This is a genomic window from Sodalis sp. RH24, from assembly GCF_047324145.1.
Lineage (GTDB): Bacteria > Pseudomonadota > Gammaproteobacteria > Enterobacterales > Enterobacteriaceae > Acerihabitans.
Genome location: NZ_CP178729.1, coordinates 502,267 through 529,001, shown reverse-complemented (window position 1 = coordinate 529,001; position 26,735 = coordinate 502,267). Strand labels below are relative to the sequence as shown.

Here is a 26,735-nt window from a genome sequence, read left to right as displayed (position 1 = left end):
TCCGTCATCGAAACGCCGCGCGTCTGCCGGCGATCGCCTTAACGGAGCCCTGTTATGCAAAACATCACTGAAAGCGAGCTGAACACTACCCTTTCGCCTTTCGTTATCAACATCCCCCAGCCAGTGCTGGACGACTTAAAGCGCCGCCTGGACGCGACCCGGTTTCCCGAGCGGGAAACCGTACCCGATGCTTCCCAGGGGCCGCAGCTGGCGCGGGTCAGGGAACTCATCGAATACTGGCGCACGCGGTATGACTGGCGCCGCGTGGAGCAACGCCTGAACCGGTATCCCCAGTTCAAAACGAAAATCGATGGGCTCGGCATTCATTTCCTGCACGTCCGATCCCGTCATCCGCATGCGATACCGCTGATCATAACCCACGGCTGGCCGGGTTCGGTGCTGGAATTCCTGGATACCATCGACTTGCTGGTCGATCCCACCGCGCACGGCGGCCGGGCGGAAGATGCCTTCCATCTCGTTATTCCCTCCCTCCCCGGCTATGGCTTTTCAGACAAGCCGGCCGAGACCGGCTGGAACCGGGACCGTATCGCCAAAGCCTGGCATGAACTAATGCACAGGCTGGGCTACGCCGAATATGTGGCCCAGGGCGGCGATTGGGGCAGTCATATCACCATTGCAATGGCCCGGCTTGAACTCCCCGGCTTGCGCGCCATCCATACCAACCTGCCGCTGGTGGCGCCGAAAGAAAAACCGGCGAACCCGACGCCTGATGAACAGCGAGTGTTTGATCAGCTTGACGCGTTCGCTCGGGATGGCTCCGGCTATTATTGGGAAATGGTCACGCGTCCCCAGACTATCGGCTATGCCCTGGCGGATTCCCCCGCCGGACAGTTAAGCTGGATTTACGAAAAATTCGAGTCTTGGTCGGACTGCGACGGCGACCCGGTAAGCGCCTTTGGTTACGATAAAATCCTCGACGATGTGACCTGGTACTGGGTAACCAACTCGGGCGCTTCTTCTGCGCGCATGTATGCCGAACATCCGCACCTGGATTTCTACTCGCTGCCGGTGCGGATCCCGGTCGGCGTATCGGTATTCCCGCGCGAGATCTGGACCGCGCCGCAATCCTGGGCGCAGCAAACCTATCCGAACCTTATCTATTGGAATAAAACGACGCGCGGCGGCCATTTCGCGGCATTCGAACAGCCGCGGATCTTCGCGGATGAAATACGCGCGGCCTTTCGCAGCCTGCGCCCGGCGCACGCGCCCCGCTGAGCAAGACCGGGTTTTGCCTCACGGCCCGTTTATCCGGCACGCGGGCAACCCTCTACATCCCATAACGCCGCAACTATCCTAGGATCACCCAATGAAACTGTATATCGCTGATAAAACCTGCTCTGAAGCCGTCCAGATTATCGCCAACGAACTCGGCCTCGAGCCTGAGCTTATTCACTTCGACGTGTTCGGCAAATCCACCTCGAACGGCGATGACTTTACGCAGCTCAACCCCATGCAATACGTTCCTCTGCTGGTTATCGATGAAAAAGAACATCATCCGATTTCCGAGACAATCGTGATTATTTCCTACCTCGCCGACCAGTATCCCGCGACCGGACTGATCCCATTGCGCGGCACGCTTGAGCGCGTCAGGTACGACCAGCTCCTGGTGTTTATCGCCACCGAAATCGCCCAGAAACATATCCCTCTGATGCGCAAACTGATGACGGAACAAGGCATTGCCTGGACCAGCGGCAAAATCGCCGCGGCCTACAGCATCCTTGATGACCGTCTTGCCGACGGCCGCGCTTTTCTGACCGGCGAGACAATGACGGTGGCGGATGCCTATCTCTGGGCCACATTCTGGGGCGATCGCTCGGGGGTCGACATCAGCCACCTTAAAAACGTGGCGAGCTGGAAAGATCGGATGGACGCACGGCCATCGGTGCAAAAGGCGCTCAGCGACGAGCAACGCCTTGTCAACGCGCACCGCGCCGCACTGACCGCACCGGCGGAATAAGGCAAGCGGGCTCACTTCGCCGTGGTCCAGGCACGGCGTAATCCTTATATTCGCGCCGGCCGGCGGGCCACGAGCACGGCACGGCGCGCCGGCGAATTACGAGGAAAGATAACCAGGGCGGCGGCGGAAATCAGCCCGCCCAGTCACTCATTAAATGGCTCAGATGATCAGTCATCAATTGAGTGGTTAATTCACCATCCCCGGATAACATGGCATCAAGGATAGGTTGATGCTCTTGCGCGGATTTTACCAGCCCGCCACTTTCACGCAGCGCCTTGAGACCATACTGACGGGACTGATCGCGCAGGTTTTCAACAATAGTCACCAACGGTTCATTTTCGAGCAGCGACAGCAGGCCAAGATGGAACTGGCGATCCATTTCCAGATAACCCGCAATATTCCCTTCCTTGGCATACCCCACCATGTCGGAGGCAATATGTGAAAACTCCTCCCGGCGCGCTTCCACCCGCGGCCTGAGCCTAGCAAGTTTGGCCATCGACGGCACTTCAAGCAATAACCGCAGCTCATAGACGTTATGACGCTCTTTATCGCTGAAATGCACCACGCGAAAACCGCGATTACGCACCGTTTCCATCAATCCCTGGTTAACCAGCGTCAGCATGGCCTCGCGAACCGGGCTATTGGAAACGCCTAATTCTTCGGCCAAGGCCGAGGCGGAATAAATTTGGCCCGGCGCCAGATCGCCGGAAACCAGACGCAATTTCAAAATGGACAGCGCCTGATCGCGCAGATTGGCTTGCCGCAGTATAGGATGTTCCTGTTCCATATAAACCTCAGACTGACATCTTAGTAGTCGATAACATGCTACATTTTAGCCCGAATGAAGGTTCTACTCAATATAGATTCTATTTTCTTATGACCCGGCCGCTAAATTGTTGCTCACCGTGGCGGTAACAGGGCGATGACATAACATTTCCTTATTATAATAAGTAATAGTTATCTGCCTAATCGTTAAACTTCCCATCCCTGGGAGCCTCATCAGAAACTGTATTTCGGCGGCGTTGACCCTTCCTGGTAAATTTCCGCGCTTTTGACGGCGCCGAAGGCGGTATCGTTCTTTTCTAGGATCTTGGCGTATTCGCCGTTCTGAATCAAACGATCGTAGGCGGCTTTCAATGCTTGCAGCAATTGAGCCGAATTCGCGTTGCGCGCCACCGCCGTCGCGGTCGGTCCCCCGCCGATTTCGCCCGAGGCGCTAAGTCCCGCATCGACGCGTATCGATTCCTGCGCCCCGCCGCGGTTAATCAACACGCCGTCGACCCGGCCGCTGTTAAGGGCCAGCACGGCATTATTAATGGATGGAAATGCGCTGACCACTGACGCCTTGTCCGTACATTTCAGCGCGGCGGAGTTGAGCGTGGCCAGCTCAGCGGAACCGGCCATGGCGCCGACTTTATGGCCGCAAATATCAGCCAGCGCCTTGGCCTGGAAGGGCTGGCCTTTTTTCACCAGGAAAGTGCTGTAATCCTGCCAGTTAGTCACAAAATCGGCGACTTTTAATCGTTCCGTCGTGACATAGAACTCGCCATAGGAGATATCGTATTTATTCGATTGCAAGCCGGCCAGCGCGGTGGCGAAAGGGATCAGGCGAATATCGGCCTTCAGACCCAGTATGGCGGCAACCGATTGCGCGAGATCGACATCCATCCCCTTAAGCACGCCGCCTTCTTTATAAGCCAAGGGTTTTCCGGTGTCCGGAACAGCGATGCGCAGTTCGCCGGCGTCCTTTATCGATTGCGGCAGCTGCGCAGCCACGTCATCGGCCTTGCCAATCGCCTCCTGAGACCAGGCGCCGGCGGCGGGAAGCGCGCCTGCCGCCAGCGCGGCAATCAGGCACAAAAGTCGTGAATAATTGAATTTCATATAACTCTCCTGGGATGAATTAAGGGCGCGACGCGGGCTTGAACACTCACTGAACGTTGACAATAGCGTGTTACACGTAATATATTACCCGTAACACTTAGCTGCTGCAAGCGCGATGTTTATCCCGCCGTCCGGGCCAGGGTCCTCCAGGAACATCCTCTGCGAGGCAAGTCAATTCAACACGTAAGCGATTGAGGTGAAATAAAAATGGTTAAACCGGAATTTGATGTTGTGATTATCGGCGGCGGCCCATCAGGCTTGTCGGCGGCCTGGGAGCTGAGGGACAAGAATATTCTGGTGCTGGAAAAATCGCATCGTCTTGGCGGACGTCTCTACTCGGTATCACGGGGAGACTATTGGCTGAATCTCGGCGGTCACTTGTTTCCACCGCCGGGATCGCATATGCGCAACATCCTTCATTCCATAGGCCTGGATATCATCAAGATCCCCGGCAATAAATTCGCGATTTATTGGGGCGGTAAAGTGTATAAGCCCAAAATGGTTTCCGCCCTGCCGCTGACCATGCCGATGACCCTGCGTGAGCGTTTCGCCCTGGCGACCAAAGGCATGCGGATTCTAAAGGCGGTGAAAGGCTGGCAAAAAGCGATGGCGCCGGTATATGGCGAAAGTAACCAGCGCCGCCGGGCGCGGGTCGCCAGCTATCTGTCGGATAAATCCTTTCGCGAATTTATGGGACCGCTGCCCAAACGGCTTGAAGCGCTTTTTCAATCTGCGGCCCGGCGCGCGGCGGCGGAAATGGAAGACCAGCACGCGGGGGTCGGCGTTTCGCTTTTTGGCGCCGTATGGGCCGGTAAAGGCGATGCCATGGCGCTTAATCTTGACGGGGGTTCGGGCCGTTTCGGCGAGGTAATGATGGAATTGCTGGGCGATCGCGTGCGCTATGACGCTACCGTGAAATCAGTGAGTAAAACCGGCGACCTGGTTACCGTGGTCTATGAAACCGAAGGGCGTGAACATAGCGTAACCGCCGCGGAAGTGGTGGTGGCGGTGCCGGCTTACCAGGCATCTGACATGGTCCGCGATCTACCCGATGATGTTCGCCAGACCCTTATAAGCGTTCAGTACGGTCCGTTCCCCACCATGGGAATCATCACCGACGAGCCGGGCCCGATGCCCTATGACGATATCTATGCCATCACCACGCCGGATGCCTCGTTTGACATGTTTTTTAATCATGCTAATCCGCTGAGAACCGGCCCGCGCAAACCGGGCGGCAGCCTGATGGTTTATTCCGGCGGTACCCCGGCGCGCGAAATGCTTAAGCTGACCGATGATGAGATTCGTGATCGTTATCTTGCCGATATCTACAAAATGTTCCCGCAATTGCAGGGGCATGTGAAGGAAACCATTGTGCAACGCTGGGTGCCCGGCAATACGTATCGCCCGGCCGGGTTCAATTTTGCCCCCATGCTCGCCTACTGCGAACGCAACGACGTCAATATCCATTTTGCGGGCGACTACTTTGCCGAAATCGGCAATATGGAGATCGCCACCGGCTCCGGCCACGAAGCGGCGCGGCGCGCCCGCGTGCACCTGATGAGCCAGGCGCAAAAAAAGACGCAGCTGAGCATCGTCGAACGGGACCGTATCGCCACCGCCGGGCAGGTGAAGGAAAATGTCTGAATAAAGCCGCGCTCCCGTTTCGCATCGGCATTATTGGGGCGGGCGTGGCGGCAGAACCCCTGCCCGCGAGTTAACGCGGGTCGAAGGTGCGGTCGTCTGCGCCGTTTTCTGCCGTGACATGGACAAAAGGGCGGCCTTGGCGGCCGCTTTTTCAATAACGCAGGCCTGTCACCGCCTGGACGCAGGGCCCTGCCCTCAGTGAGGCCGATCGGGCGCAGGCCACGGTCAAGGTGGTGGATGCGCTTTACCGCCCGGCCGCCACGCGCGTCTGCCGCAAGCACTATAGCGCCCCGCATGCCGGCTCCCGGTTTCCCCTAAAGCCGGCCCCACGTCAGCGTAAATAATCCCGTGGCGCGCAAAAAAAAGCGTGGTTTTTACTGCCAACCACGCTTGAATAGAGCGATTGAACCCAACCTAAGCGGCGCGTTCCATGCCGTTTTTATAGCGCTGTACCGCGCCCGGCAATTGGCTCCATTCGGTATACCATTGATTGAACAAGCGGAATTGCGCCTCCACGTAGCCGCGCTGACTGTCGGTAAGCGCGTCGGTCCGATTGAAATGCAGCGCGTACTCTTTATTCCCCTTCAGTACCATCATATATTTGAAGAACAGCACCAGATCCGGACCGGCATCGAATGACGACAGAATCGCCAGCGCCTGTTCAAGCTCCTGCGCCCGTTGGCGCGCGTCGCTATCACCGGCCGCCGCCGCCTGAGAAAGATGACACAGATGCAGCACTTCTTCGGGCAGCACGTTGCCAATGCCGGTGATGGCGCCGGTGGCGCCGCAGTTGACGAAGCCATGCACCACGGCGGTATCGACGCCAATCATCAGCGTGACGTCATCGTCGCGGCTGGTGATATTCTCCGCGGCGTAACGCAGGTCGTCCATGCCCCCGAACTCTTTAAAACCGACCAGGTTGGCATGTTCACCGCGCAAGGCGAAAAACAGATCGGCGCGGGTGGCGAAACCATAATAGGGACTGTTATAGATAACCGCCGGCAGCTCCGGCGCGGCGGCAAGGATGGCTTTAAAGTGTTCTTTTTGCGCCGCGATCACCGAACCGCGCGATAGCACCCGCGGAATAACCATCAGGCCTTTGGCCCCAACGCTCTGCGCGTGGGCGGCATGGGCCACCGCAGCGGCGGTATTCACCGCGCCGGTGCCGACGATGACCGGAATGCCGGCCTGGGTCAGGCGCTCCACCCCTTCCATGCGCTGCGCGTCGGTCAGCAATGGCCAGTCGCCCATCGAACCGCAATAGACCACCGCCGACATACCCGCGCCGATCAATTCCTGCGCTTTACGCACCAGGGCATCAAAATCGGGCTGCCTGGCCTGCGTGCAAGGCGTCATCAACGCCGGGATCACCCCGGAAAATATATCTGCTTTCATACTACCTCTCCAATGATGGTTCTTAACGGACGGCGTAACGGGATTGCCGGTGCCGTTGGGTTACCGGCGCGCCGCGCCGGTCAGCAATGCCGGATCTATGGCGGAAATGGCCTGCCTGAGCGCCGCTTTCTGCACGGTGGAATAAGGCGGAATCGGCGCGCGCACCGGCCCGACGCTCAGCCCCAGGATTTCACAGGCGGCCTTGATGCCGCTGTTGTAGCGGCCCGCGCCTAGCAGGCGGATCAGCGGATACACTTGCCGCCAGAGATCCGCAACCGCCTGGTCGTCGCCGCTTTCGCTCGCGCGCTGTAATTTCACCAGCCCCGGCGCCATAAAATTGCCGGTGCCCATCACCATGCCGGGCGCTTTCAGCATCAGCGCGGGCAGCATCAGCACGTCTTCGCCGTTGAAAAAAGTGATTTCATCGGCATGATCCATCAGCAGCGCGCTCATTTGCATGATGTTGGCCGACGAATCCTTGACGTATTTGACCTGCGGTATCTCCCTGGCCAGTTTTAGCAGGAAATCCACGTCGAGATGCAAGCCGGTGGCCGGGGGAAAGTTGTAAGCGCAAATGGGCAGGCTGGTGGCCGCGGCGACTTCGGCGTAATACGCGAACGCCTCATCAAAACCGATAGGCTCATAGTATGGGGTCGCCAGCATGATGGCGGTGGCGCCCACGCTTTCGGCGTGCCTGGAAAACGCAATGGCTTCCCGGGACGAGGTTGCGCCGGTATGGGCCAGTACCGTGGCCTTGCCAGCCGCCTGCTCGGCCACGATCGCGACTAAACGTAATCTCTCCTGGTGGGAAAGGACAGAAAACTCGCCGGTACCGCCGGCAGGAACAAAACCATCGACGCCGTCAGCGATATTTTGGTCTACGAGTTTGCGTAGCGCCGCTTCATCGATACCTTCACCGTCAGCGGTGAACGGCGTAACAATAGCGGACAGTACTCCCTTAAGGATCATAAGCTGAATCTCCATTGATAAAAGTCAGAGGGGCGGAAAACCATCGGCGAGCTCGTCTTCCGAGTCCGCCGCAATAGTCAGAAAGCCGTTGATATAGGCACGCCCGGTCAGCGCCGGCGTAATAAACGTACGCGGGCCGGCGCCGCGCACCTGCGCAGCCGTTACCGTAAAAGTGGAACCGATAATGCTCTGCGTGGTGACGGTATCCTGCGGCCGGACCTTGCCTTCGGTGACCAGTTTGGCGAACAGCGCGCTGGTCCCGGTACCGCAAGGAGAACGGTCTATAACGCCCGGCGGCGCCACCACCACGATTTTCGCCCGCAGGTGTTGCGCGGGATCGCAGCGGTAAAACAATACCTGATAGACATCCAGCGCCGCGCCGGTAAGCGGATCGGTGACGCCTTCCCTGGTATAGGCCTCGCGCAGCAGCCGGGCCAGGCGGACAATTTCAGTGGCGTTGTCGCGATCGAGCGACAGGCCGATGCTCTCGGCGGCCACAGAAATATAATAATCGCCGCCATAAAGCAGCTCGACCTGAACCAGACGGCCTTCCAGCCGGCATTCCCCCCGGCCGACCACAAAAGATTCAACGTTGGTAAGCGTTACGGTCGTGAATTTTTCGCCCTCACGCCTGGCCGTCACGCCAACCGGCCCCGCTGGCGTGCGAATGCGAAATGACGTGCTGTCCGCGCGCTCGCGCCACAGATTGGGCAAAAGATTCAGCTCGACTATCACCGAGGCGAAGCCAATCATGCAGTGTCCGCACATCGGCGGGTACGAACCGGGTTCCAGGATCACCGCCCCGATATCGCAGCCATCTTCCTGCGACATAATCGGCACTACGGCGCAGGTGAGCCCGCCGCCGCGCGGCTCGTGCACTAGACGGCGCCGCCAGTGGTCGGCCCGGTCGCGCAGCCAGCGCCGCGCGCCGTCAACGGTTGCCGCCTGCGCGGGCAAATCAATACCCGAGAGCACGATGCGCGTCGGATTGCCGCCGGTGTGCGAATCCACCGCGAATATCACCTGCCGATCCCGGCGGCTAAGCCAATCGATGGCGCTTTGCGGCAAGGCGCGGTTATCGGCCATGGTTTTCCACCCGGAACAGCGGCGCGCCTAATGACCGGGCATCAACGGCGATCCCTAATCCGGGCGCGGTGGGCGCTTTGCCCCGTCCCCGCACGGAGCGCGGGGCATAACCGGCGACATGCTCAAGCGTCCAGTCGTTGAAAAAGGAGGCGTGCATCAGCGCATCCGCGCGGGTACTGGCGGCAACGTGCGCTACTGCGGCGGTGGTCACATCGCCGCCCCAGACATCCTCAATACAAACCGTCATGCCTAAATCCTGCGCCTGGTCACGCATACGCACCGCGCCGGTGATGCCGCCTACCCGCGCCAGCTTGATATTGACCGAGACTGCGCCCGCGTCGTATTTCGCCCGGTACAGCTCCGCGGCATTGATCACCGATTCGTCCATCACCAGCGGCAGCGAACTCATGCGCTGCACCAGCGCGCAATCGGCGGTATCGCGGCAGGGTTGCTCGATAAAAATATTCAGGCCGGCCAGTTCCCGCACCGCGATCGCCGCCGACTGCAGATTCCAGCCGCCGTTGGCGTCGGCGACGATCGTCACATCATCGCGACAGGCTTCCACGACGCTGCGGGTCCGCGCGGCATCATCGAAAGGATCGTTGCCCACTTTTAGTTGAAAACGGCTGATGCCCGCCTCCCCGCGCATGCGCACAAAGGCGGCCATGTCGCCGGGGGATGATAGGGGCACCGCTTCATATAAAGGAAAATCCGGCTGGGTCACGCCGCCCAGCAGCGTGGCGATCGGCAGGTTCGCCATTTTGCCCAACACATCCCAACAGGCTATATCGATGGCGCTTTTGGCGCTGTTTTGACCCAGCAGGCAGGCATTCATGCGTTGATGGATGACCGCCAGGTTGGTGGGGTCCAGCCCCAGCAGCGCGGGCGCCATAAGGCAAATTCCCGCGCGCGTCCCTTCGGCGAAATCCGGCAGATAGGTGCCGCCGAGGGTGCAGCTTTCCCCCCAGCCTTCCAGCCCCTCATTGGTAATAATCCGCACCAGCGTGGATGCCTGTCGCTGAGCGGCGCGGCCTTGGGACATCACGTATTCGCCATGGGCGTAGGTCAGTTGATAGCCGTAAACTTCAATTGCCGCGATCTTCATTGTGCTCTCACTTATAGTGATTGGTTATGGGTAATATATTACATTCAACGTTAAGTCTGTCAATGCGCTTTTTCAAACACGGCGTTATGCAAACAGCTCGGCAAAATGCGGATTCAAAAACAGATCGAGCGGGTCCATCTGCCGGCGAATTTGTATAAAACGCGAGTAATCGGGGTAAAGTTCGCTCACCCGCCGGCGGTCGAGAAAGTGCAGCTTGCCCCAGTGCGGCCGGGCCGAAAGCGGTCGCAAAGTCTGATCCACCGCCTGCAAGAAGGGAAAATAATTGCTGCCTATGGCGCCTGAAACGGAGATGGACGTGCTGTCACGGCCGCTCTGCGGCGAAATATAGCCGGTATCGGCTTTCTGCCAGCGGACCTGCAGCGGCGAGATCTCATGGGGAAATCCGCTGCGCATCAGATATTGCATGCGTTCGACCGCCTCCCGCGCATCGGCGGCGTCCACCATGTACTCCAGTTCATGGAATTGCGCATCGGTAGTGCCATCGGGATAGATGCGATACGCCCGATCCGTGCGCCGATTCATTGCGCCCTGAGGGAGGTCGGGTCCATCGGCGGACACTTCCCGCAGCAGTTTGACAAAGCAGTGATCGGCCGGCACCTCGCCCAGTTGGTACATCTGGGCGGAATGCGCGCTGGGCATCCACCAAAAAGAAAAATGCCGGTATGCGCCGAGCAGGTAATCCCACTGGCGCAGCACCTCCGACATGGGCAGAATGATATTTTCCTCTTTTAGCCGGTAGGCTGGGACCAGTTGTAAACCGACGCGCACCACCGGCCCGAGCAAACCGAGCGAAACCTGGCCTGCGCGCAGATAATCAGCGGTTTCACCATCGATATCCACCACCTCCCCGAGCCCATTGACGATACGCAGGCTGACCACCTTTGATGACAGCGACCCAAAAGCGGTGCCCGAACCTTTGGTGCCGGTGGCGACGGCGCCGGCGATGGATTGCACGTCGATATCCCCCTGGTTTTCAAGCGACAGTCCCGCGGACCACAGCGGTTCGCCGAGGGCGGCAATGGAGGAACCCGCCGCGACCTGCGCCTGTTGATGCCCCTTATCGATGGCGATGACGCCGCTCAGCGCGCTGAGATCGAGCAATAAACCACCCGTGCGAACGATAGGCGTAAATGAGTGGCCACTGCCGGCAACCCGCACAGGCTGTCCTTGGCTTACCGCCTGGCGAATGCCTGCGATTGCCTCCTCTTCGCTTGCCGGCCGGAAACAGTTGTCCACGGTGAAGGTTTGATTGCCACCCCAGTTGGTCCATTTGAATTGAGACATCGTCATCACTCCCATTTTTGCGCGATTGAACTTGACGGATAAAAACTAAACTAACATTATGTAAACGGCTACCGGTTATCGATTACCGCAAAGTCTCACATACATCCATAGCGAGTTTCAAGTATGTTTAGGGGAACGAAAGTGACACAGACACAATTGTTAAATCGGCAGGTAGTGGGAGACATCGGAGAACATCAGAGCATGCCCGTGGTGCCGTTGAAATATCATGGGCGGTGGATTGCGGCGGGACTTCTTATCATTGTGGCGGCGGGGTTGATCGTTTCACTTATCACCAATCCGCGTTATCAATGGCAGGTGGTTTCCCAATACCTTTTCGATGCTTCGATTCTCTCTGGCCTGATGGCAACCGTCTGGCTGACACTCGCCGCCATGAGCATCGGCGTGGTATTAGGTACGCTGCTCGCCCTGATGCGCATGTCAAAAAATCCGGTGCTCAACAGTATCTCCTTTATCTATTTATGGATGTTTCGCGGCACGCCGCTGCTGGTGCAACTGATATTTTGGTACAACCTGTCCGCGCTTTATCCGGAGATTACCATTGGTTTTCCGTTCGGGCCCAATCTAGGCACCTTTGACGCCAATCAGTACATTACGGTCTATGCCGCGGCGCTGCTTGGCCTGGGGCTGAATGAAGGAGCCTATATGTCCGAGATCGTGCGGGCGGGCTTGAATTCAGTGCCTGGCGGACAACGGGAAGCGGCGGAAGCGCTGGGCATGTCAAGCTTTCGCGTGATGGTGAAAATCATCCTGCCGCAGGCGATGCGCATTATCATTCCGCCAACCGGCAACCAGCTGATCGGCATGCTCAAGACCACTTCCCTCGTCAGCGTGATCGCCCTGCAGGAATTGCTCTACTCCGCGCAGCTCATCTATACCGCGAACTTCCAGACCATCCCGCTGCTGATTGTGGCCTCGCTATGGTATCTGGTGCTCACCTCTGTTCTTTGCGTGCTGCAGCACTATACCGAGAAGCATTTTTCCAAAAGCGATCATCATTCCCAGGCGCTGCCAGCGCCGGCGGACGAGAAACTTGACGATCACACAGTAAGGAATGCCTGACTATGCCTTTTTCCCCATCTTCCCCGCACGGACACCACTTTGCGGTAGTGGCGCGCGGCGTCGAGAAATCATATGGCCATCTGCCGGTGCTCAAGGGCATTGACCTGACCGTCGAATACGGCAACGTATGCTGCATCCTCGGACCTTCCGGATCGGGTAAAAGCACATTTCTACGCTGCATGAACCATCTTGAGCGTATTGAAAAGGGGTTATTGCAGGTCGGCGGCGAAACGGTCGGCTATCGCGAACACAACGGCAAGCTTTATGAGATGAAAAAGTCCGAAGTGGCCCGGCAACGGGCCGATATCGGCATGGTTTTCCAGAGCTTTAACCTGTTCCCCCATATGACGGTAATGGAAAACATCATTGAAGCGCCGATGCACGTCAAAAAAATCCGTAAATCACACGCCGTCGAACAGGCGATGGTGATGCTGTCCAAGGTGGGGCTGACCGGTAAGGCCAATGCCTATCCCCGTACGCTCTCCGGCGGCCAGCAGCAGCGCGTCGCCATTGCCCGCGCGCTGGCGATGAAGCCCAAATTGATGCTGTTTGACGAGCCGACCAGCGCCCTCGATCCCGAACTGGTCGGCGAAGTGCTGAGCGTCATGCGCGAACTGGCCGACGAGGGCATGACCATGATCGTCGTGACCCATGAGCTTGGTTTCGCCCGCGAAGTTTCCGACCAGGTGGTCTTCATGGACAACGGCGTGGTGGTAGAGCAAGGCAACCCGACTGAATTTTTCAGCCATACCAAAAATGAACGCGCCAAAGCCTTTCTTGGCAAAGTGCTATAACATCCCTTCTGGAGTGCATATGATTGCTTTACCTGACACTGTACGGACCCGCGCTTTTATCAACGGCGAATATGTCGACGCTGAACACCAGCGGGTCTTCGATAACTTTAATCCCGCGACCGGTAAACTGCTCAACCAGATTGCCGCCTGCTCCGCCGCCGACGTTGATAAAGCGGTTAAGGCCGCCCGCGCCGCCTTTGAGCGCGGTGAATGGAGCCGCATGGAGCCGCGCGAGCGTAAGCGCATCCTGCATACTTTTGCCAATCTTATCGAACAACATGCCGCCGAGTTAGCCCTGCTGGATTCGCTGGATGCCGGCAAGCCGTTGGCGGATTGCGAAAATTTCGACCTACCCGATGTGGTCAACAACATTCGCTGGTATGCCGAAGCCATCGATAAGGTCTTCGGCAAGATATCGCCCACCGGCGCGGGCAACCTTGGCCTGATTATTCGTGAACCGGTGGGCGTGGTCGGCATGGTATTGCCGTGGAACTTCCCTGCCGCCACCTTGTCATGGAAAATTTCGCCGGCGCTGGCGGCTGGCAACTCGCTGGTGATCAAGCCGGCGGAACTGGCCTCGCTGTCGACGATACGTATCGCCGGGCTGGCGCGGGAAGCGGGCATCCCCGCAGGCGTATTCAACGTGGTGCCCGGCTTAGGCCATATCGCCGGTAAAGCCTTAGGGCTGCATAACGATGTCGATGCGCTGACCTTCACCGGCTCAACAGAAATCGGCCGGCAGTTCCTGCGCTACGCCGCCGACAGCAACCTGAAGAAAGTGGTGCTGGAATGCGGCGGCAAAAGCCCGCAGATCGTCATGGCGGATATGGCGGAAGACCTGGACGCCATCGCCGAAAACCTGGCCAATGCGGCATTCTGGAATATGGGGCAAAACTGCACCTGCGGTTCGCGCATCCTGGTGCACTCCGCCATTAAAGAACCCTTTATGAAGGCTTTTATCCGGGCCGCGCAGGTATGGAAAACCGGCGACCCCACCGACCGCGCCACCAGGCTGGGGCCACTGATCGAGCCTGACGCGCTGGCGCGGGTATTGAGCGCCATCGCGCAGGCCCAACAGCAAGGCGCCACTGTGCTGCACGGCGGTAGCCAGGTGCGGCAGGATAGCGGCGGCTGGTTTGTCGAAGCCACGATTATTGATGGCGTCACGCCGGATATGGCCTTGGCCCGGGACGAAATCTTCGGTCCGGTGGTGGCGATCCTCACTTTCGACAGCGAGGAACAGGCGGTAAAAATCGCCAATGACTCCGCTTATGGCCTGGCGGCTACGGTATTTTCCAATGACATCAACATCGCCGTGCGCATGGCGCGTCAAATACAGGCCGGCACCGTGGCGGTTAACGGTTACGGTGAAGGCGATATCACCACGCCGTTTGGCGGCCTCAAAACCTCGGGATTCGGCGGCTATGACAAAGGATTCGAAGCCTTTGATCAATACACCCAAATGAAAACCATCTGGGTAACCCTCAGTTGACGCTGAACGCGGCACCGTCCGCCGGCGCTGATCTTATTTTCAACACGTATCAAGGTTCCGCTATGCAAATTCTGGGTGAAAACTTTATCCGCGGTGAACGCAGCCGGCAAAATAGCGTCACGCTGGCCAGTTATGATGCATTTACCGGCGAGGCGCTGCCCTACACTTTTTATCAAGCCACGGAGCAGGAAGCCGTCCAGGCCTGCCTGGCCGCCGAGCAGGCTTTTCCAGCCTATCACAGCGCGCCTGCGCGTGACCGCGCCCTTTTTCTCGATGCCATTGCCGATAGGCTGGATGCGCTGGGCGATGAGTTTATCCAGCTGGCGATGCGGGAAACAGCGCTGCCTGAAGGCCGTATCCGCGGGGAGCGCGCGCGTACCAGCGGGCAAATGCGGCTGTTTGCTTCCGTGCTGCGGCGCGGGGATTGCTTTGGCGCCCGTATCGATACCGCGCTACCGCAGCGCGCCCCGCTGCCGCGCCCCGATGTGCGTCAGATAAAACGGGGCATCGGGCCGGTGGCGGTGTTCGGCGCCAGTAACTTTCCCCTCGCCTTCTCCACCGCCGGCGGCGATACCGCCTCCGCCCTGGCGGCGGGCTGTCCGGTAGTCATGAAAGCGCATAATGGCCATATGGGCACCGCCGATTGCGTGGCTAACGCCATCGTGCTCGCCGCCCGGCAAACCGGCATGCCTGCCGGAGTGTTCAATATGATTTATGGCGGCGATATCGGACAAGTCCTGGTGCGGCATCCGGCTATTCAGGCGGTGGGGTTTACCGGTTCGCTGAAAGGCGGCCGCGCGTTATATGATCTGGCCGCCGCGCGCCCCGATCCGATCCCCGTGTTTGCCGAAATGAGCAGCATTAACCCGATGATCCTGCTGCCCGGCGCGCTGGCGGCGCGCGGCGAGGGGATCGCCCGTGAGCTGACGGCTTCCGTGGTCGCCGGCTGCGGGCAATTTTGCACCAATCCAGGGTTGATAATCGGTATATCTTCGCCTGACTTCAGCGCTTTTTTGCAGATGATGCGGCAAAATATCCGGCGCAGCCCGCCGCAAACCATGCTCAACCGCGGCGTACTCGCCAGCTATGAACACGGACTCGCGCAATTACATCAACACCAGGGCATCACCCATCTCGCCGGGGAGCCGCAGCAGGGTATGCAGGCGGTGCCCCAGCTGTTCCAGGCGCAATCCGGTTTGTTGACCACAGGCGATCCACTGTTGCAGGAAGAGGTTTTCGGGCCGGTGACCATCGCCGTCGCCGTGGCGGACCAGGCCGAGCTGACGCGGGCCCTGACGGGGCTGCGGGGGCAGTTGACCGCGACGCTGGTGGCGGAAACGGAAGATTTGCGCCATTTTGCCCATCTGGTTCCTTTACTGGAACGCAAAGCCGGCCGCCTGCTGTTAAATGCTTATCCCACCGGCGTCGAAGTCTGTGACGCCATGGTACACGGCGGCCCCTGGCCGGCGACCTCCGATGCCCGCGGTACCTCGGTGGGCACGCTGGCAATCGATCGTTTCCTGCGCCCGGTCTGCTATCAGGATTATCCGCAGGAATTACTGCCCGATGCGCTAAAAGATGACAACCCGCTGAATCTTTCGCGTTTGGTCAACGGCGTTTACACGCGCGAAAAAATCCGTGCGTAATCAGGTGGCGACGTAAGAAAAGATAACGCTTATCACGGTGCGCTGCGCCCCGAAGGCCAAATGATCTTCGGGGCGTTTTTTTTGATAACCGATACGCTTTGGCGTAACAGGCGCTGGCATGGGTGCGTTTGCCGCGTGGCAGGGCACCGCTATTCCTGTACATCCATTCCTAGGCGGTCCGGTTTGCCGGCGGCAACGCATCGCTGCCGTAGCCGACGCCGAAACCCTCGGCAAAAGGGTCTTCGGGATCAAGCAGGAAGGTCGATTGCGCAATAATATGGGCGCGGCCGCGTATTTTCGGGATAATGGCTTCGACATGGGGAGTCAGCTTCGTCGTCTCCTCGAAAGTACCCTCAAAGACTGAACCGATAATGCTTTCGTGCCGGAACCTGTCGCCTAGCCCCTGCTGGCGGCGATAAAAGCGCTGGGCCATGCGCGCCGACGTTCCCGTGCCGCCGGGAGATCGGTCAACGCCTGCTTCGCCGAAAAACACCAGGTTACGGTAGCTGCCGGCGCTGTTTTGCTCTTCGGTGAATATCACCATCGGCACGTGGCAAGCCTTGCCGGTGGCGGGATCGATGATATGCAGATCGCGATTGACGCTATCGCGAATGGCGCGACCCGCGCTCACCAGTTGCTCCGCATACGCCGGTTGCACCGCCAGCCCCAAACTTGATGCGGCGACCAGCGCATAGTAATTCCCGCCGAAGACGATATCCAGGGTAACGGGACCGCGCGCCGGCAAGTCCACCACCTGGTCTGGGGCCACCATATAAGAGGCGACGTTTTGGATGGTGACCCCTTTCACCACGCCATTAGCAACCTCGACTTCCGCGGTGACCAGGCCGGCGGGGGTATCAAAAGAGATGCGCGAAAGGGGTTCGGTCACCTCGACATACCCGTTTTCCACCATCACCGTTGCGGCGCCGATGGTTCCCGCGCCGCACATTAACGGCCACCCGCCGGTTTCGATAAAGACGATGCCAATGTCGGCCCGTGGATCGCAGGGCTGCATCAAGATGCTGCCGCACATTTCCGAACTCCCGCGCGGTTCATACATGAGTAGCTTCCTGATGGCGTCGTGATGCTCCATCAGATAGGCGCGCTTTTCGCTGATACGCGCGCCGGGAACGGGCGCGACGCCGCCGATAACCACCCGTGCGGGCGCGCCGGCGCTATGGGCATCAATCACGGAATACTGGACGCTTGACTTCATATGTGATCCTTACCGTCTGAAAAAACGGGACGCTTCGCATCCGCCGCATAGCCGACCCCAAATCCCTCCTGGAACGGATCCTCCGGATCGACAAAAAAGTTGCGCAGGCCAATAACAAACGCCCGCCCTGTGATAAGAGGTAGCACCATTTCTTTTCCAGCCACGATGTGTACGCCGGTCAGCTTGCCGGTGAAACGGGAGCCGATAATGCTTTCATGGACAAAGGTTTCATCCAATGCCAACGCACCCCGCGCATACAGCTGCGCCATGCGCGCCGATGTCCCCGTCCCGCCGGGAGAACGATCGACACCGGCTTCACCAAACAACACCAGATTTCGATGGGTGCCGGGATGCGAGCCAGGCCCGGTGAAAATCACGTTGGGGATCGGCGTCGCCCCCGTTTCCAATGGATGCCTGACGGCGAGTGTGGCGTTAGTGCTTTCCCGTACTTGCCGGCCAATCAACACCAGCCGTTCCGCACAGGCCGGGACCAACGCCAGATCGAAGCGGTCAGCGGGGACAATGACGTAAAAATTGCCGCCATAGGCAATATCGACATCGACACGACCCTGTCCGGGCACATCGATCTGGTGGTCCTTGACCGCGAGGTATGACGGCACATTAGAGAGCGAGACGCCCTGGACCGCGCCGTCTTTAAGAGCAATATGCGCCGTCACCAGACCGGCCGGCGTGTCAAATACGATCTGCGCGCGTGCGCCGGCCGCTTTAAACATGCCGGTCTCGATCAACGCGGTCGCCGCGCCGATGGTGCCTGCGCCGCACATGGTCAGCCAGCCGCCGCTTTCGATAAACACAATACCCACATCGGCGCGCGGATCGCAGGGCGCCATAATCAGGCTTCCGCTCATCTGTGAACCGCCGCGGGGTTCATACATCAGCAGCTTGCGCACATGATCATAGTGAGCAGCCAAGTACAGCCGCTTTTCATTCATGGTATTGCCCTTGGCTTGCGGGACGCCGCCGATCACAACCCGCGCTTGCGCTCCGGCGGCGTGCATATCAACAACAGAATAGTGAGATCTTGAATGCATCAGGTCTCCTGGGGAATAAAAGAAGCGATAATATCTACCTATCAGAGCGTTGGATAACCTTTACTCGATGGTATAAGCCGGCAGGGCGTCGCCTTGTTTATAGATAGTGGGATCAGTGATCATGCCGTAATCCGTGCCCCACCGCTTATGGATTTGCGCATATTTTCCCGACGCGATCAGGTGCACATAGGCGGCCTGCAGGGCTTGCAGCAACCCCGCGCTTGACTCATTGCGCGCCACGGCCGTGGCGCAGGGACCACCGCCCACACGGCCTGTAGGCACAAAAGGCTGTCCCGACGCCACCAGGGTTAACCCCACTTCGCGGCCGGTCAGCACCGCCTCGACGCGTTTGCTGGCGAGCGCAAGCACGGCATCCGCCATTTGCGGAAAGACGCTGACCTGAGGCGCCGGTTTGCCTTCATCCGCACAGCGCGCCTTGCCGGTTTCCATGGCGGGAACGCCGGAAGACCCCCCCAGGATCGCTATCTTATGCCCGCAGACATCCGCGATGCTTTCAGGCATATATTTGCTGCCTTTATTCACCACGAACGCATCGAAATTACTCCATTCGGTGACAAAGTCGGCAACTTCGACACGGTCTTTGCGCACGAAAAACTCGCCCATGCCGATATCGTATTTCTGTGCCTGCAGCCCTAACAGAATCGCGGGGAAATCCATACCCTGGATCTCCGCTTTCAGCCCCATCGTTTGGGCGACAGCGCTAACCATCTCCGGGATCATGCCGACAGTTTTCCCGTTGGCGACAAAAGAAAAAGGCTGGTATTTTGTCATGGTGGCGACGCGGAGCACCCCGCGTTTTTTTATCGCCTCGGGCACCAGCGCGACAATCTCGGGCACAGCCGCAATGCCGCCCTCCTCACCGGTGGGCATGCTGTTGGCGGGCGCCGCATATGCATATGTTGAGGCGGCACACAGCATCAGCGCGGAACCGACCCATGCCACGCCGATAGTTTTTCGAAAGCGCATTACCCTTCTCCTCAGTCAGTTGTTATCTGTAAGGTGTTATATATTACCGATAGACGATAGCATGTTACGATTTTGTGTCAATCCCTTTCCCCGTCGCCATGATCGGCGCCAGGATTATCCGCTTTGCTGCGGCCTGGCTAAGTGGCCTTTTGCCGGCACACCCCGCCTCCCCTCCCCTTATTAACCTGTGATGAAACACACAGAAATTATCCCCTGCGCTGTCTATAGTTGTTCTATTAGATGATATCTAGTTCTATCAGACAGAACACGAGGCAATATTATGGCGCGAACAGAGGGGACAAATCCCCAACCCCTGGGCGTAACCCCCAGCGGCGTCGATGTGATCGATCGGGCGATGGCGCTGCTGTTCGCCTTCAGGCAAGAAGATCGGTCGTTAACCCTGACCGAACTCGCCAGGCGCACCGGCTTGTATAAAAGCACGGTGCTCAGGCTGGCGGCGGCGCTTTGCCATCACCGGATGATGATCCGCCTGGAGGATGGCCGTTACGGCCTCGGCTCCGCCACCTTCAGCCTGGGAAACCATTACTTAGCCCACCTGAATCTCAGCGATGTGCTGCTGCCGTTAATGCGTGAGCTTAATGAACAACTTGGCGAAACCGTGTCTTTTCATATCCGGGAAGGGGATCACCGCTTGTGCCTGTTTCGGATTAATTCGCAATTTGCCGTGCGCGTAAACGTACAGCAGGGCGATGTGCAATCCCTGGAGCGCGGTGCCGGCGGCAGGATCCTGCTGGCCTTTTCCGGGGAGCCCGGCGACATCTACGAACAGGTGCGCCGGGCCCATACCTACGCGTCGCACGGCGAGCGCGACGAGGAAACCGCCGGGATTTCCGCGCCGGTATTCGGCCCCGGCCAGCGGCTTATCGGCGCGCTGGGCATCGTGGCGCCCATCAGCCGGCTGGACATGGCGTTGATGGCGCGGTATCGCCCCATCCTGCTGGAGATTGCCGCCCGCGCGACGGAACGGCTGGGCGGCGACGCGCGACCGCTGCTGCATGCAAAAGAGATAGCTGTTTAATACGTGCTCATCGTTTGGAGTTCGGCGCAAAACGAATCCCATGCTGTCGATAAGTGAAACGATATTGCCTGTAAAAGCCCTTTCAATACCGGGGAGACGGTTTATAACGCCGGTGGCGAAGGCATAAAGGGGACATGATGATGTTTCAATGGTTCACATCGCTTAACAAAATCGAAAAACGCACCTTCTGGGCCTGCTTCAGCGGCTGGGGGCTGGACGCCATGGATACGCAGATGTATGCCCTGTCCATCCCGACGCTTATCGCCCTGTGGGGCATGACCAAAGGACAGGCGGGCATCCTGGGCACCACCGTGCTGATCATGGCGGCGCTGGGCGGCTGGATTGCCGGTATTTTATCCGATCGCTATGGCCGGGTGCGGATCCTGCAGGTGACCATCGCCTGGTTTTCCCTCTTTACGTTCCTGTCGGCATTTACCGATTCCTTCTGGCAGCTGATGATCACCCGCGGCCTGCAGGGCATCGGTTTTGGCGGCGAGTGGGCGGTCGGGGCGGTGCTTATCAGCGAGACCATCAACGCCCGGGTGCGCGGGCGCGTGGTCGGCGCGCTGCAGGCGGGCTGGGCCATCGGCTACGGTATTACCGTTATTATTTCGACCATTATCTTTAATTCTTTTCCCGCCGATACCGCCTGGCGCATCCTGTTTGCCCTGGGACTGCTGCCCGCGCTGCTGGTATTGTGGATCCGGCGCAATATCCAGGAAGCGCCGCTGTATAAAAAAGAACATGCCGACGTCCAGGATCAGTCCAACAGTATTTGGGATGTTTTTTCCTCCCCTTATCGCGCCACCACCCTGAAGGCCATTCTGCTGACCTTTGGTATTTACGGCGGCAATTACGTGATGATTACCTGGCTGCCGGCTTACCTGAAATTGGTGCTGCATCTGTCGATTAACAACGTCGGCGGCTATCTGGCCATCAATATCCTCGGGTCGTTCGCCGGCGCCTTCCTTAATGGCTGGATGGCCGATGCGTTCGGCAGGCGTAAAACCTTTATGATCATCGCCTGCTGCCAGGCCGTGGCGGTAGGGGTCTATACGCTGGCGCCGATCAACCTGACCATCACCCTGCTGCTGGGATTTGTGCTCGGCACGCTGCAATCGGGCACCGCCGCAGGCACCGGCGCCTTTATCGCCGAACTGTTCCCCACCCGGGTGCGCGGTTCGGCGCAGGGCCTGTGCGGTAACGCCGGCCGCGCCCTGGGCGCGGTGATGCCGACCATGGTGGGATTACTGAGCATCAATATGGATTTGGGACCGGCCATGGGCATATGCGCCTGCGCGTCCTATGTCATCGTGGTGCTTGCCGCCATGATGCTGCCGGAAACCCGGGGGCGCGATCTGGGTCATATCGTCATGGCTGAAAACCACACCGCCGAGAGGGCAAAAATGCAATGATTATCGATATCCACGGGCACTACACTACCGCGCCGGATGCCCTTGAGGACTGGCGCAAGCGCCAGGTGGCCGCCCTGACCGACCCCGCTTCCGGCATCAGCGCCGCCGATTTGCGTATCACCGATGAGCAAATCAGGGCAAGCATCGAGCAGAACCAACTGCAAAAAATGCGCGAGCGCGGTATCGACGTAACCCTTTTTTCGCCGCGCGCCAGCTTTATGGCCCACCATATCGGCAACGCCGCCACCAGCGCGGCGTGGGCCGGGATCTGCAATGAATTATGCTATCGGGTCAGCGCGCTGTATCCGGCCTTTTTCGCCGGCGCCGCCATGCTGCCGCAGTCGCCGGGCGTCGACACCCGCTCATGCCTGGCGGAAATGGATCGCTGCGTGCGGGAGTACGGTTTCGTCGCCATCAATCTTAATCCGGACCCCTCCGGCGGCCACTGGACGTCGCCGCCCTTGTCCGATCGATATTGGTATCCGATTTACGAAAAAATGCAGGAATATGATCTGCCGGCGATGATCCACGTCAGCACCAGTTGCAACCCGGCGTTTCACACCACCGGCGCCCATTACCTGAACGCCGACACCACGGCCTTTATGCAGTGCCTGGCCTCGGATCTGTTTACCGATTTCCCCCGGCTGCGCTTTATTATTCCCCACGGCGGCGGCGCCGTGCCCTACCACTGGGGCCGCTACCGTGGACTGGCGCAGGCGATGCGCATCGACGATATCGAGGAAAAGCTGCTGAACAATATTTTCTTCGATACCTGCGTCTACCATCAGCCGGGCATCGACCTGCTTACCAGCGTGATCCCCGTCAGGAATGTGCTGTTCGCCTCGGAAATGATCGGCGCGGTCAGGGGTATCGACCCGCAAACCGGGTTCGCGTTTGACGATACCCGCCGTTATATTGAATGCGCCCGGCTTGACGACGCTGAACGCCAACTGATATTCGAGGGCAATGCACGCCGCGTCTATCCTCTTCTCGATCAACGACTTAAGGCCCAGGGCCGTTAAGGAGGCAGTATGCATACCCGAATCAATGCATTAGGTATAGTCAAACGCAACATCGAGCGGACCGATCCGGCCCTGGTCAGACGGCTGGGGGATTTTGGCGTGGCCACGCTGCATGAGGCCATGGGCCGCACCGGCCTTATGCGACCCCACATCCGCCCGGCCTTTGCCGGCGCCCGGTTATGCGGCAACGCGGTGACCGTGCTGGCCCAGCCCGGCGATAACCTGATGCTGCATGTCGCCGCAGAGCAGATCCGGCAAGGCGATATCGTGGTGGTGGCCTGTACCGTGGAAAACGGCGACGGCATGTTCGGCGAACTGCTGGCCACCTCTTACCGCGCCCGCGGCGCCGCCGGCCTGGTGAGCGAGGCGGGGGTACGCGATGTCGGCGCCCTGCGCGACATGGGGTTCCCGGTATTCTCCCGCGTCATCAGCGCCAAAGGCACCGCCCGCGCCACCCTGGGCTCAGTCAATGTGCCGGTGATTTGCGCCGGCGCGCTGGTCAATCCCGGCGATGTGATCGTCGCCGATGACGACGGCGTGGTGGTGGTGCCGCGCGACCTCGCCCGGCAAACGGCCGACGCGGCGCAGCAACGCGAAGATAACGAACAGGCGAAGCGCGAGCGTTTCGCTAAGGGCGAGCTGGGCCTGGATATGTATCATATGCGCGATATGCTGGAGCAGGCCGGGTTAAAGTATATCGATTAACGCCCATAGGGATGGCCGGAAAGCGTATGAACCCTCTCAGCGTCCCCCCGGCAGCATCAGCATGGCCGTTAAGACCATAAGCGCGGCCGTAGGCAGATGGATGCCGAAGGCGCTTTTGGCGGAGCCTTTCGCGGCGAGAATAAGCAGCATGTCGCCGACCGGAATAAGGGCGCCCACCAACAGGATAAGGCCGACGCCGCGCGGGGTATCCCACGCCATGAACGCCAGTACCATGAATCCCGTCGTCAGGTCGCGCACGCCCTTCAGGCGCAGCCACCATGGAATGTTGACGCCGCTTTCCGGCAGCGGCAGGCCGAAACTGCGGGTCGCGGCGGTGGGGTTCACCATATAGAGGCTGCCAATCGCGATAATCGCGAGTGCCAGGAACAGCGCCAGTCCGAACGTTAGCCAATGCATTTGAGTGTCCCAGGGTGATAATATAGCAATAGAATATAATCTATCATTGCTAGATTATCAAGCCATCGTATAATAACCGGCAATGACGGCTAGGGTGGTCCGGGAGATAAAAGCATGAGTATCGCCGAGCGGAAAGGCAGGCAGCGGGCGGAACGCGAATCCCGCATTATTGCGGCAGCGCGCGCGATCGCAGAGCGCGAAGGATGGAATGCGGTGACCATCCGCCGCCTGGCACAAGAGATAGAATACAGCCAGCCCGTGCTTTATTCACATTTCGAGAACCGGGATGCGATTGTTGCCGCTGTGGCGATCGAGGGTTTCCAAGAGATCACCGCGGCGCTTCGTGCCGCGGCGCGTGAATCGGACGGACAGCGGAACGCCCTGGAGAATGTCGCCATGGCTTATCTCGGCTTTGCCTTCCGCTGGCCCGCGCTCTACGAGGCCATGTTTGTCCTCCCGACCCCTCTGCGGTTCGCCGAGGCGGATACCAGGCCGGAACTGCGGGCTGCTTTCGACGCCATCGCGACGGTGGTCACGCCGTTTTGCGCCGACGCAGAGGTCATGACCGAGACGTTTTGGGCGACCCTGCATGGCCTCGCCGAACTCGAGCGTTCAGGTCGAATCAGGCCCGGCGCGCGGGTTGAACGCATCCTGCTCGCCGTGCGGGCGCTGCTCGCGTCCCGCAACGATGCTCCCGACCCCGGCGAACAGCCGGGACCCGCATAATCCCGCCGCCTGTCAGTGGGAAGCAGAGGTACTGCGCTCGGCACGAACGGCGGTGCCCAGCGCGCTTAGCATCACATCGCGGGTATGGTTCAGATGTTCAGACAAAATAGACACGGCACGGTCCGCGTTGCCGTCTAATATTGCCTGCAACAGTTCATTGTGATCGCTGTTGCGTTCCCCCTGCTCTGTTGAAACCGGTAAAAGCACCCGCTGATAAATTGAAAACGCCTCGGCAAGCTGTTTGACCATCAAAAATAGCCATTTGCTGCCGCAGTTTTCCATCATGATAAAATTGAACACCTCATGGCGCGTATGCCATTCAGGATTAAATTTGTCCGGCGACTCAGGTAAGGTCTGGGGAGTATGGACCAGGCGGTGATTAGCGGCGATAAGGCGCGCCTGCCACTCAATATCCCCGCTGGCGATCGACTTGCGCAAGGCAATCCCTTCCAACGTAATCCGCTGTTCCGTTAAATCGATAAGCTCGCCCGCATTCAGCCCACGCACGCTGAATCCTTGCTGCGGCGCAACGTCCACCAGCAATTCGCCCGCCAGGCGGCTCAGGGCCTCGCGTATGACATTCATGCTCACATCAAACCGCTGGGCAAGTTCGGAAATCTTAAGTTTATTCCCCGGCAGAAGCTGCCCGGTAAGAATCAAGCCCCGGACATGAGAATAAATCGTCTCATTTAGCGACCTTCCCTCTTTGAGAACCTTCATTTTCCTTCTCCAGTGGATTCTTATTTTTCAAATAGTTAAAAGCTTGCTCTGCTAATTAATTCCCATAATAACATAGCCAAAATTAAAAGGATATTCATACATAAAACTTATAATATGCCAAAAAATCCATTTTTTGCTTTAAAAAAGTTTTTTGCCGCGTATTATCAATTTCACCCCCACCGGTGTCAGCCAGGAGTCAGCATGAATGTTCCACTGAATAAGGCGTCCATTGAATTTGAAGGCATGCAGGCAGGCTATTATCACGCAGGGAAAGGCAAGCCGCTGATGCTGATTCATGGTTCCGGCCCTGGCGCCTCCAGTTTAGGCAACTGGAGCCGCGTGCTGGAGCCGCTGGGCCATGACTATCACATCTTCGCCATGGATCTTATCGGTTTTGGCATCAGCGATCGCAAGGCGGAACCACCCTACTTCGATTTCCCCCTGTGGATTCGCCAGGCTAAAGCGATGCTGGATTACATCGGCTCGGCCGAGATCGGCATCATCGGCCATTCGCTGTCCGCTGCCATCGCACTGTCACTGGCGTCTTCCGACAAGCGGGTGTCGGCAGTGCTGACCACCGGCGCTATCGGCGCGCCCTTCCTTGCCACGGCCGCGACTCAGCGCATCTGGCGGTGTCCGCAAAACCGGGACGAACTGATCGCCACTCTGGGTACGCTTATTCATGATCAATCGATCATTGATGACAACTATATCAAGGCAAGAGAGCCGGTCGTGTTTGCGCCCGGTTATGCCGAATATTTCAATGCCATGTTTACCGGCGAACCGCAGCGTTATGTCGAAATGACCACCCTGGGTGATGAGGTGTTGTCCGCGATTAACTGCCCGGTCGTCATGCTGCACGGGCGCGATGATATTCCTTTTCCCAAAAGTACCTCTGAATATTTATCAGCAAAGATTAAATATGCCGATTTACACATCCTGAGTGAATGCTCTCACTCTGTGGCATTTGAAAGAACCAGAGCCTTTATGGCGGCAGCGCATCAACTGTTTCAGTAATTCCATCGCTGCGCCCGAGATGACAAGAATAAAGCGATGTG

General features: G+C 58.6%; 25 protein-coding genes. 13 read left to right on the top strand and 12 right to left on the bottom strand.

Annotated elements, in window-relative coordinates:
• The first annotated feature begins 54 nt into the window (after nt 1-54).
• Nucleotides 55-1,236, top strand: a complete 1,182-nt coding sequence (locus ACL2XG_RS02355; RefSeq protein WP_413722974.1) for an epoxide hydrolase family protein — start codon at nt 55-57, stop codon at nt 1,234-1,236.
• 91 nt (nt 1,237-1,327) lie between these two features.
• Nucleotides 1,328-1,978, top strand: a complete 651-nt coding sequence (locus ACL2XG_RS02350; protein WP_413722975.1) for a glutathione S-transferase family protein — start codon at nt 1,328-1,330, stop codon at nt 1,976-1,978.
• A 130-nt stretch (nt 1,979-2,108) separates the two neighbouring features.
• Here the strand turns inward: ACL2XG_RS02350 and ACL2XG_RS02345 are convergent, their stop codons facing one another.
• Nucleotides 2,109-2,765 (bottom strand): GntR family transcriptional regulator, encoded by a 657-nt coding sequence (locus ACL2XG_RS02345; RefSeq protein WP_410014804.1) that lies wholly within the window; start codon nt 2,763-2,765, stop codon nt 2,109-2,111.
• 212 nt (nt 2,766-2,977) lie between these two features.
• Complete coding sequence (locus tag ACL2XG_RS02340; protein WP_413722976.1) at nt 2,978-3,862, bottom strand: transporter substrate-binding domain-containing protein; 885 nt, start codon at nt 3,860-3,862, stop codon at nt 2,978-2,980.
• Nucleotides 3,863-4,069: 207 nt separating this feature from the next.
• On the opposite strand from ACL2XG_RS02340, the gene ACL2XG_RS02335 reads away from it, so the two are divergent.
• Nucleotides 4,070-5,506, top strand: a complete 1,437-nt coding sequence (locus tag ACL2XG_RS02335; protein WP_413722977.1) for a flavin monoamine oxidase family protein — start codon at nt 4,070-4,072, stop codon at nt 5,504-5,506.
• A gap of 414 nt (nt 5,507-5,920) precedes the next feature.
• Here the strand turns inward: ACL2XG_RS02335 and ACL2XG_RS02330 are convergent, their stop codons facing one another.
• From ACL2XG_RS02330 to ACL2XG_RS02310, 5 genes are all read right to left on the bottom strand, one after another.
• Nucleotides 5,921-6,901, bottom strand: a complete 981-nt coding sequence (locus tag ACL2XG_RS02330) for a dihydrodipicolinate synthase family protein (protein ID WP_410014801.1) — start codon at nt 6,899-6,901, stop codon at nt 5,921-5,923.
• Between the two features lie 60 nt (nt 6,902-6,961).
• Nucleotides 6,962-7,870: a dihydrodipicolinate synthase family protein gene (locus ACL2XG_RS02325; RefSeq protein ID WP_410014800.1), complete on the bottom strand. Its 909-nt coding sequence runs from the start codon at nt 7,868-7,870 to the stop codon at nt 6,962-6,964.
• A 24-nt stretch (nt 7,871-7,894) separates the two neighbouring features.
• A complete protein-coding gene (locus ACL2XG_RS02320; protein WP_410014799.1) occupies nt 7,895-8,956 on the bottom strand; it encodes a proline racemase family protein in 1,062 nt (353 codons plus the stop codon).
• On the bottom strand, nt 8,946-10,061 hold the full coding sequence (locus ACL2XG_RS02315; RefSeq protein WP_410014798.1) for a mandelate racemase/muconate lactonizing enzyme family protein: 1,116 nt from the start codon (nt 10,059-10,061) through the stop codon (nt 8,946-8,948). The genes ACL2XG_RS02320 and ACL2XG_RS02315 overlap by 11 nt, the downstream gene beginning before the upstream one ends.
• An 84-nt stretch (nt 10,062-10,145) precedes the next feature.
• The gene (locus tag ACL2XG_RS02310; RefSeq protein WP_413722978.1) at nt 10,146-11,366 is read right to left on the bottom strand and encodes a D-arabinono-1,4-lactone oxidase; all 1,221 of its coding nucleotides are present in this window, start codon (nt 11,364-11,366) and stop codon (nt 10,146-10,148) included.
• A 141-nt stretch (nt 11,367-11,507) separates the two neighbouring features.
• Between ACL2XG_RS02310 and ACL2XG_RS02305 the strand changes: the two genes are divergently transcribed.
• From ACL2XG_RS02305 to ACL2XG_RS02290, 4 genes are all read left to right on the top strand, one after another.
• On the top strand, nt 11,508-12,446 hold the full coding sequence (locus tag ACL2XG_RS02305; RefSeq protein ID WP_410014796.1) for an amino acid ABC transporter permease: 939 nt from the start codon (nt 11,508-11,510) through the stop codon (nt 12,444-12,446).
• A 2-nt stretch (nt 12,447-12,448) separates the two neighbouring features.
• Nucleotides 12,449-13,240 carry an amino acid ABC transporter ATP-binding protein gene (locus ACL2XG_RS02300; protein ID WP_413722979.1) on the top strand — a complete coding sequence of 264 codons (792 nt, stop codon included), beginning with the start codon at nt 12,449-12,451 and terminating at the stop codon, nt 13,238-13,240.
• 19 nt (nt 13,241-13,259) lie between these two features.
• Nucleotides 13,260-14,732: an aldehyde dehydrogenase gene (locus ACL2XG_RS02295; RefSeq protein ID WP_410014794.1), complete on the top strand. Its 1,473-nt coding sequence runs from the start codon at nt 13,260-13,262 to the stop codon at nt 14,730-14,732.
• Between the two features lie 62 nt (nt 14,733-14,794).
• Nucleotides 14,795-16,378 (top strand): aldehyde dehydrogenase (NADP(+)), encoded by a 1,584-nt coding sequence (locus ACL2XG_RS02290; RefSeq protein WP_413722980.1) that lies wholly within the window; start codon nt 14,795-14,797, stop codon nt 16,376-16,378.
• A gap of 169 nt (nt 16,379-16,547) precedes the next feature.
• On the opposite strand, the gene ACL2XG_RS02285 is transcribed toward ACL2XG_RS02290, so the two are convergent.
• From ACL2XG_RS02285 to ACL2XG_RS02275, 3 genes are read right to left on the bottom strand one after another with little or no spacing between them, the layout of a single operon-like run.
• Nucleotides 16,548-17,594, bottom strand: coding sequence for a proline racemase family protein (locus tag ACL2XG_RS02285; RefSeq protein WP_410014792.1), 1,047 nt, complete (start codon nt 17,592-17,594; stop codon nt 16,548-16,550).
• Nucleotides 17,591-18,646: a proline racemase family protein gene (locus ACL2XG_RS02280; RefSeq protein ID WP_410014791.1), complete on the bottom strand. Its 1,056-nt coding sequence runs from the start codon at nt 18,644-18,646 to the stop codon at nt 17,591-17,593. The genes ACL2XG_RS02285 and ACL2XG_RS02280 overlap by 4 nt, the downstream gene beginning before the upstream one ends.
• Nucleotides 18,647-18,706: 60 nt before the next feature.
• The gene (locus tag ACL2XG_RS02275) at nt 18,707-19,633 is read right to left on the bottom strand and encodes a transporter substrate-binding domain-containing protein (protein WP_410014790.1); all 927 of its coding nucleotides are present in this window, start codon (nt 19,631-19,633) and stop codon (nt 18,707-18,709) included.
• Nucleotides 19,634-19,913: 280 nt separating this feature from the next.
• Here ACL2XG_RS02275 and ACL2XG_RS02270 point away from each other — a divergent pair, with 280 nt between their 5' ends.
• The 4 genes from ACL2XG_RS02270 (at nt 19,914) to ACL2XG_RS02255 (ending at nt 23,814) form a co-directional block, all read left to right on the top strand.
• On the top strand, nt 19,914-20,672 hold the full coding sequence (locus ACL2XG_RS02270; protein WP_410014789.1) for an IclR family transcriptional regulator: 759 nt from the start codon (nt 19,914-19,916) through the stop codon (nt 20,670-20,672).
• 134 nt (nt 20,673-20,806) lie between these two features.
• Nucleotides 20,807-22,087, top strand: a complete 1,281-nt coding sequence (locus tag ACL2XG_RS02265; protein ID WP_410014788.1) for an MFS transporter — start codon at nt 20,807-20,809, stop codon at nt 22,085-22,087.
• On the top strand, nt 22,084-23,109 hold the full coding sequence (locus tag ACL2XG_RS02260) for an amidohydrolase family protein (protein WP_413722981.1): 1,026 nt from the start codon (nt 22,084-22,086) through the stop codon (nt 23,107-23,109). Before ACL2XG_RS02265 ends, ACL2XG_RS02260 begins: the two co-directional genes overlap by 4 nt.
• 9 nt (nt 23,110-23,118) lie before the next feature.
• Complete coding sequence (locus tag ACL2XG_RS02255; RefSeq protein ID WP_410014786.1) at nt 23,119-23,814, top strand: 4-carboxy-4-hydroxy-2-oxoadipate aldolase/oxaloacetate decarboxylase; 696 nt, start codon at nt 23,119-23,121, stop codon at nt 23,812-23,814.
• Between the two features lie 36 nt (nt 23,815-23,850).
• On the opposite strand, the gene ACL2XG_RS02250 is transcribed toward ACL2XG_RS02255, so the two are convergent.
• The gene (locus ACL2XG_RS02250) at nt 23,851-24,231 is read right to left on the bottom strand and encodes a DUF4267 domain-containing protein (protein WP_410014785.1); all 381 of its coding nucleotides are present in this window, start codon (nt 24,229-24,231) and stop codon (nt 23,851-23,853) included.
• A 114-nt stretch (nt 24,232-24,345) separates the two neighbouring features.
• On the opposite strand from ACL2XG_RS02250, the gene ACL2XG_RS02245 reads away from it, so the two are divergent.
• Entirely contained in the window at nt 24,346-24,957 is a 612-nt protein-coding gene (locus ACL2XG_RS02245; protein ID WP_413722982.1) for a WHG domain-containing protein, read from the top strand.
• Nucleotides 24,958-24,969: 12 nt separating this feature from the next.
• Here the strand turns inward: ACL2XG_RS02245 and ACL2XG_RS02240 are convergent, their stop codons facing one another.
• Complete coding sequence (locus ACL2XG_RS02240) at nt 24,970-25,677, bottom strand: GntR family transcriptional regulator (protein ID WP_413722983.1); 708 nt, start codon at nt 25,675-25,677, stop codon at nt 24,970-24,972.
• 114 nt (nt 25,678-25,791) lie between these two features.
• Here ACL2XG_RS02240 and ACL2XG_RS02235 point away from each other — a divergent pair, with 114 nt between their 5' ends.
• Nucleotides 25,792-26,694: an alpha/beta fold hydrolase gene (locus ACL2XG_RS02235; protein WP_413723578.1), complete on the top strand. Its 903-nt coding sequence runs from the start codon at nt 25,792-25,794 to the stop codon at nt 26,692-26,694.
• The last annotated feature ends 41 nt before the right edge of the window (nt 26,695-26,735 follow it).

Bases quoted from the DNA above. Each gene is read 5' to 3' on its own strand.
- ACL2XG_RS02235 (WP_413723578.1), top strand. From the start codon at position 25,792: ATGCCAAAAAATCCATTTTTTGCTTTAAAAAAGTTTTTTGCCGCGTAT.
- ACL2XG_RS02330 (WP_410014801.1), bottom strand. From the start codon at position 6,901: ATGAAAGCAGATATATTTTCCGGGGTGATCCCGGCGTTGATGACGCCT.
- ACL2XG_RS02310 (WP_413722978.1), bottom strand. From the start codon at position 11,366: ATGTCTCAATTCAAATGGACCAACTGGGGTGGCAATCAAACCTTCACC.
- ACL2XG_RS02300 (WP_413722979.1), top strand. From the start codon at position 12,449: ATGCCTTTTTCCCCATCTTCCCCGCACGGACACCACTTTGCGGTAGTG.
- ACL2XG_RS02240 (WP_413722983.1), bottom strand. From the start codon at position 25,677: ATGAAGGTTCTCAAAGAGGGAAGGTCGCTAAATGAGACGATTTATTCT.
- ACL2XG_RS02290 (WP_413722980.1), top strand. From the start codon at position 14,795: ATGCAAATTCTGGGTGAAAACTTTATCCGCGGTGAACGCAGCCGGCAA.
- ACL2XG_RS02295 (WP_410014794.1), top strand. From the start codon at position 13,260: ATGATTGCTTTACCTGACACTGTACGGACCCGCGCTTTTATCAACGGC.
- ACL2XG_RS02245 (WP_413722982.1), top strand. From the start codon at position 24,346: ATGAGTATCGCCGAGCGGAAAGGCAGGCAGCGGGCGGAACGCGAATCC.
- ACL2XG_RS02340 (WP_413722976.1), bottom strand. From the start codon at position 3,862: ATGAAATTCAATTATTCACGACTTTTGTGCCTGATTGCCGCGCTGGCG.
- ACL2XG_RS02275 (WP_410014790.1), bottom strand. From the start codon at position 19,633: ATGCGCTTTCGAAAAACTATCGGCGTGGCATGGGTCGGTTCCGCGCTG.
- ACL2XG_RS02260 (WP_413722981.1), top strand. From the start codon at position 22,084: ATGATTATCGATATCCACGGGCACTACACTACCGCGCCGGATGCCCTT.
- ACL2XG_RS02345 (WP_410014804.1), bottom strand. From the start codon at position 2,765: ATGGAACAGGAACATCCTATACTGCGGCAAGCCAATCTGCGCGATCAG.
- ACL2XG_RS02315 (WP_410014798.1), bottom strand. From the start codon at position 10,061: ATGAAGATCGCGGCAATTGAAGTTTACGGCTATCAACTGACCTACGCC.
- ACL2XG_RS02350 (WP_413722975.1), top strand. From the start codon at position 1,328: ATGAAACTGTATATCGCTGATAAAACCTGCTCTGAAGCCGTCCAGATT.
- ACL2XG_RS02355 (WP_413722974.1), top strand. From the start codon at position 55: ATGCAAAACATCACTGAAAGCGAGCTGAACACTACCCTTTCGCCTTTC.
- ACL2XG_RS02335 (WP_413722977.1), top strand. From the start codon at position 4,070: ATGGTTAAACCGGAATTTGATGTTGTGATTATCGGCGGCGGCCCATCA.
- ACL2XG_RS02270 (WP_410014789.1), top strand. From the start codon at position 19,914: ATGGCGCGAACAGAGGGGACAAATCCCCAACCCCTGGGCGTAACCCCC.
- ACL2XG_RS02325 (WP_410014800.1), bottom strand. From the start codon at position 7,870: ATGATCCTTAAGGGAGTACTGTCCGCTATTGTTACGCCGTTCACCGCT.
- ACL2XG_RS02285 (WP_410014792.1), bottom strand. From the start codon at position 17,594: ATGAAGTCAAGCGTCCAGTATTCCGTGATTGATGCCCATAGCGCCGGC.
- ACL2XG_RS02265 (WP_410014788.1), top strand. From the start codon at position 20,807: ATGATGATGTTTCAATGGTTCACATCGCTTAACAAAATCGAAAAACGC.
- ACL2XG_RS02280 (WP_410014791.1), bottom strand. From the start codon at position 18,646: ATGCATTCAAGATCTCACTATTCTGTTGTTGATATGCACGCCGCCGGA.
- ACL2XG_RS02250 (WP_410014785.1), bottom strand. From the start codon at position 24,231: ATGCATTGGCTAACGTTCGGACTGGCGCTGTTCCTGGCACTCGCGATT.
- ACL2XG_RS02255 (WP_410014786.1), top strand. From the start codon at position 23,119: ATGCATACCCGAATCAATGCATTAGGTATAGTCAAACGCAACATCGAG.
- ACL2XG_RS02320 (WP_410014799.1), bottom strand. From the start codon at position 8,956: ATGGCCGATAACCGCGCCTTGCCGCAAAGCGCCATCGATTGGCTTAGC.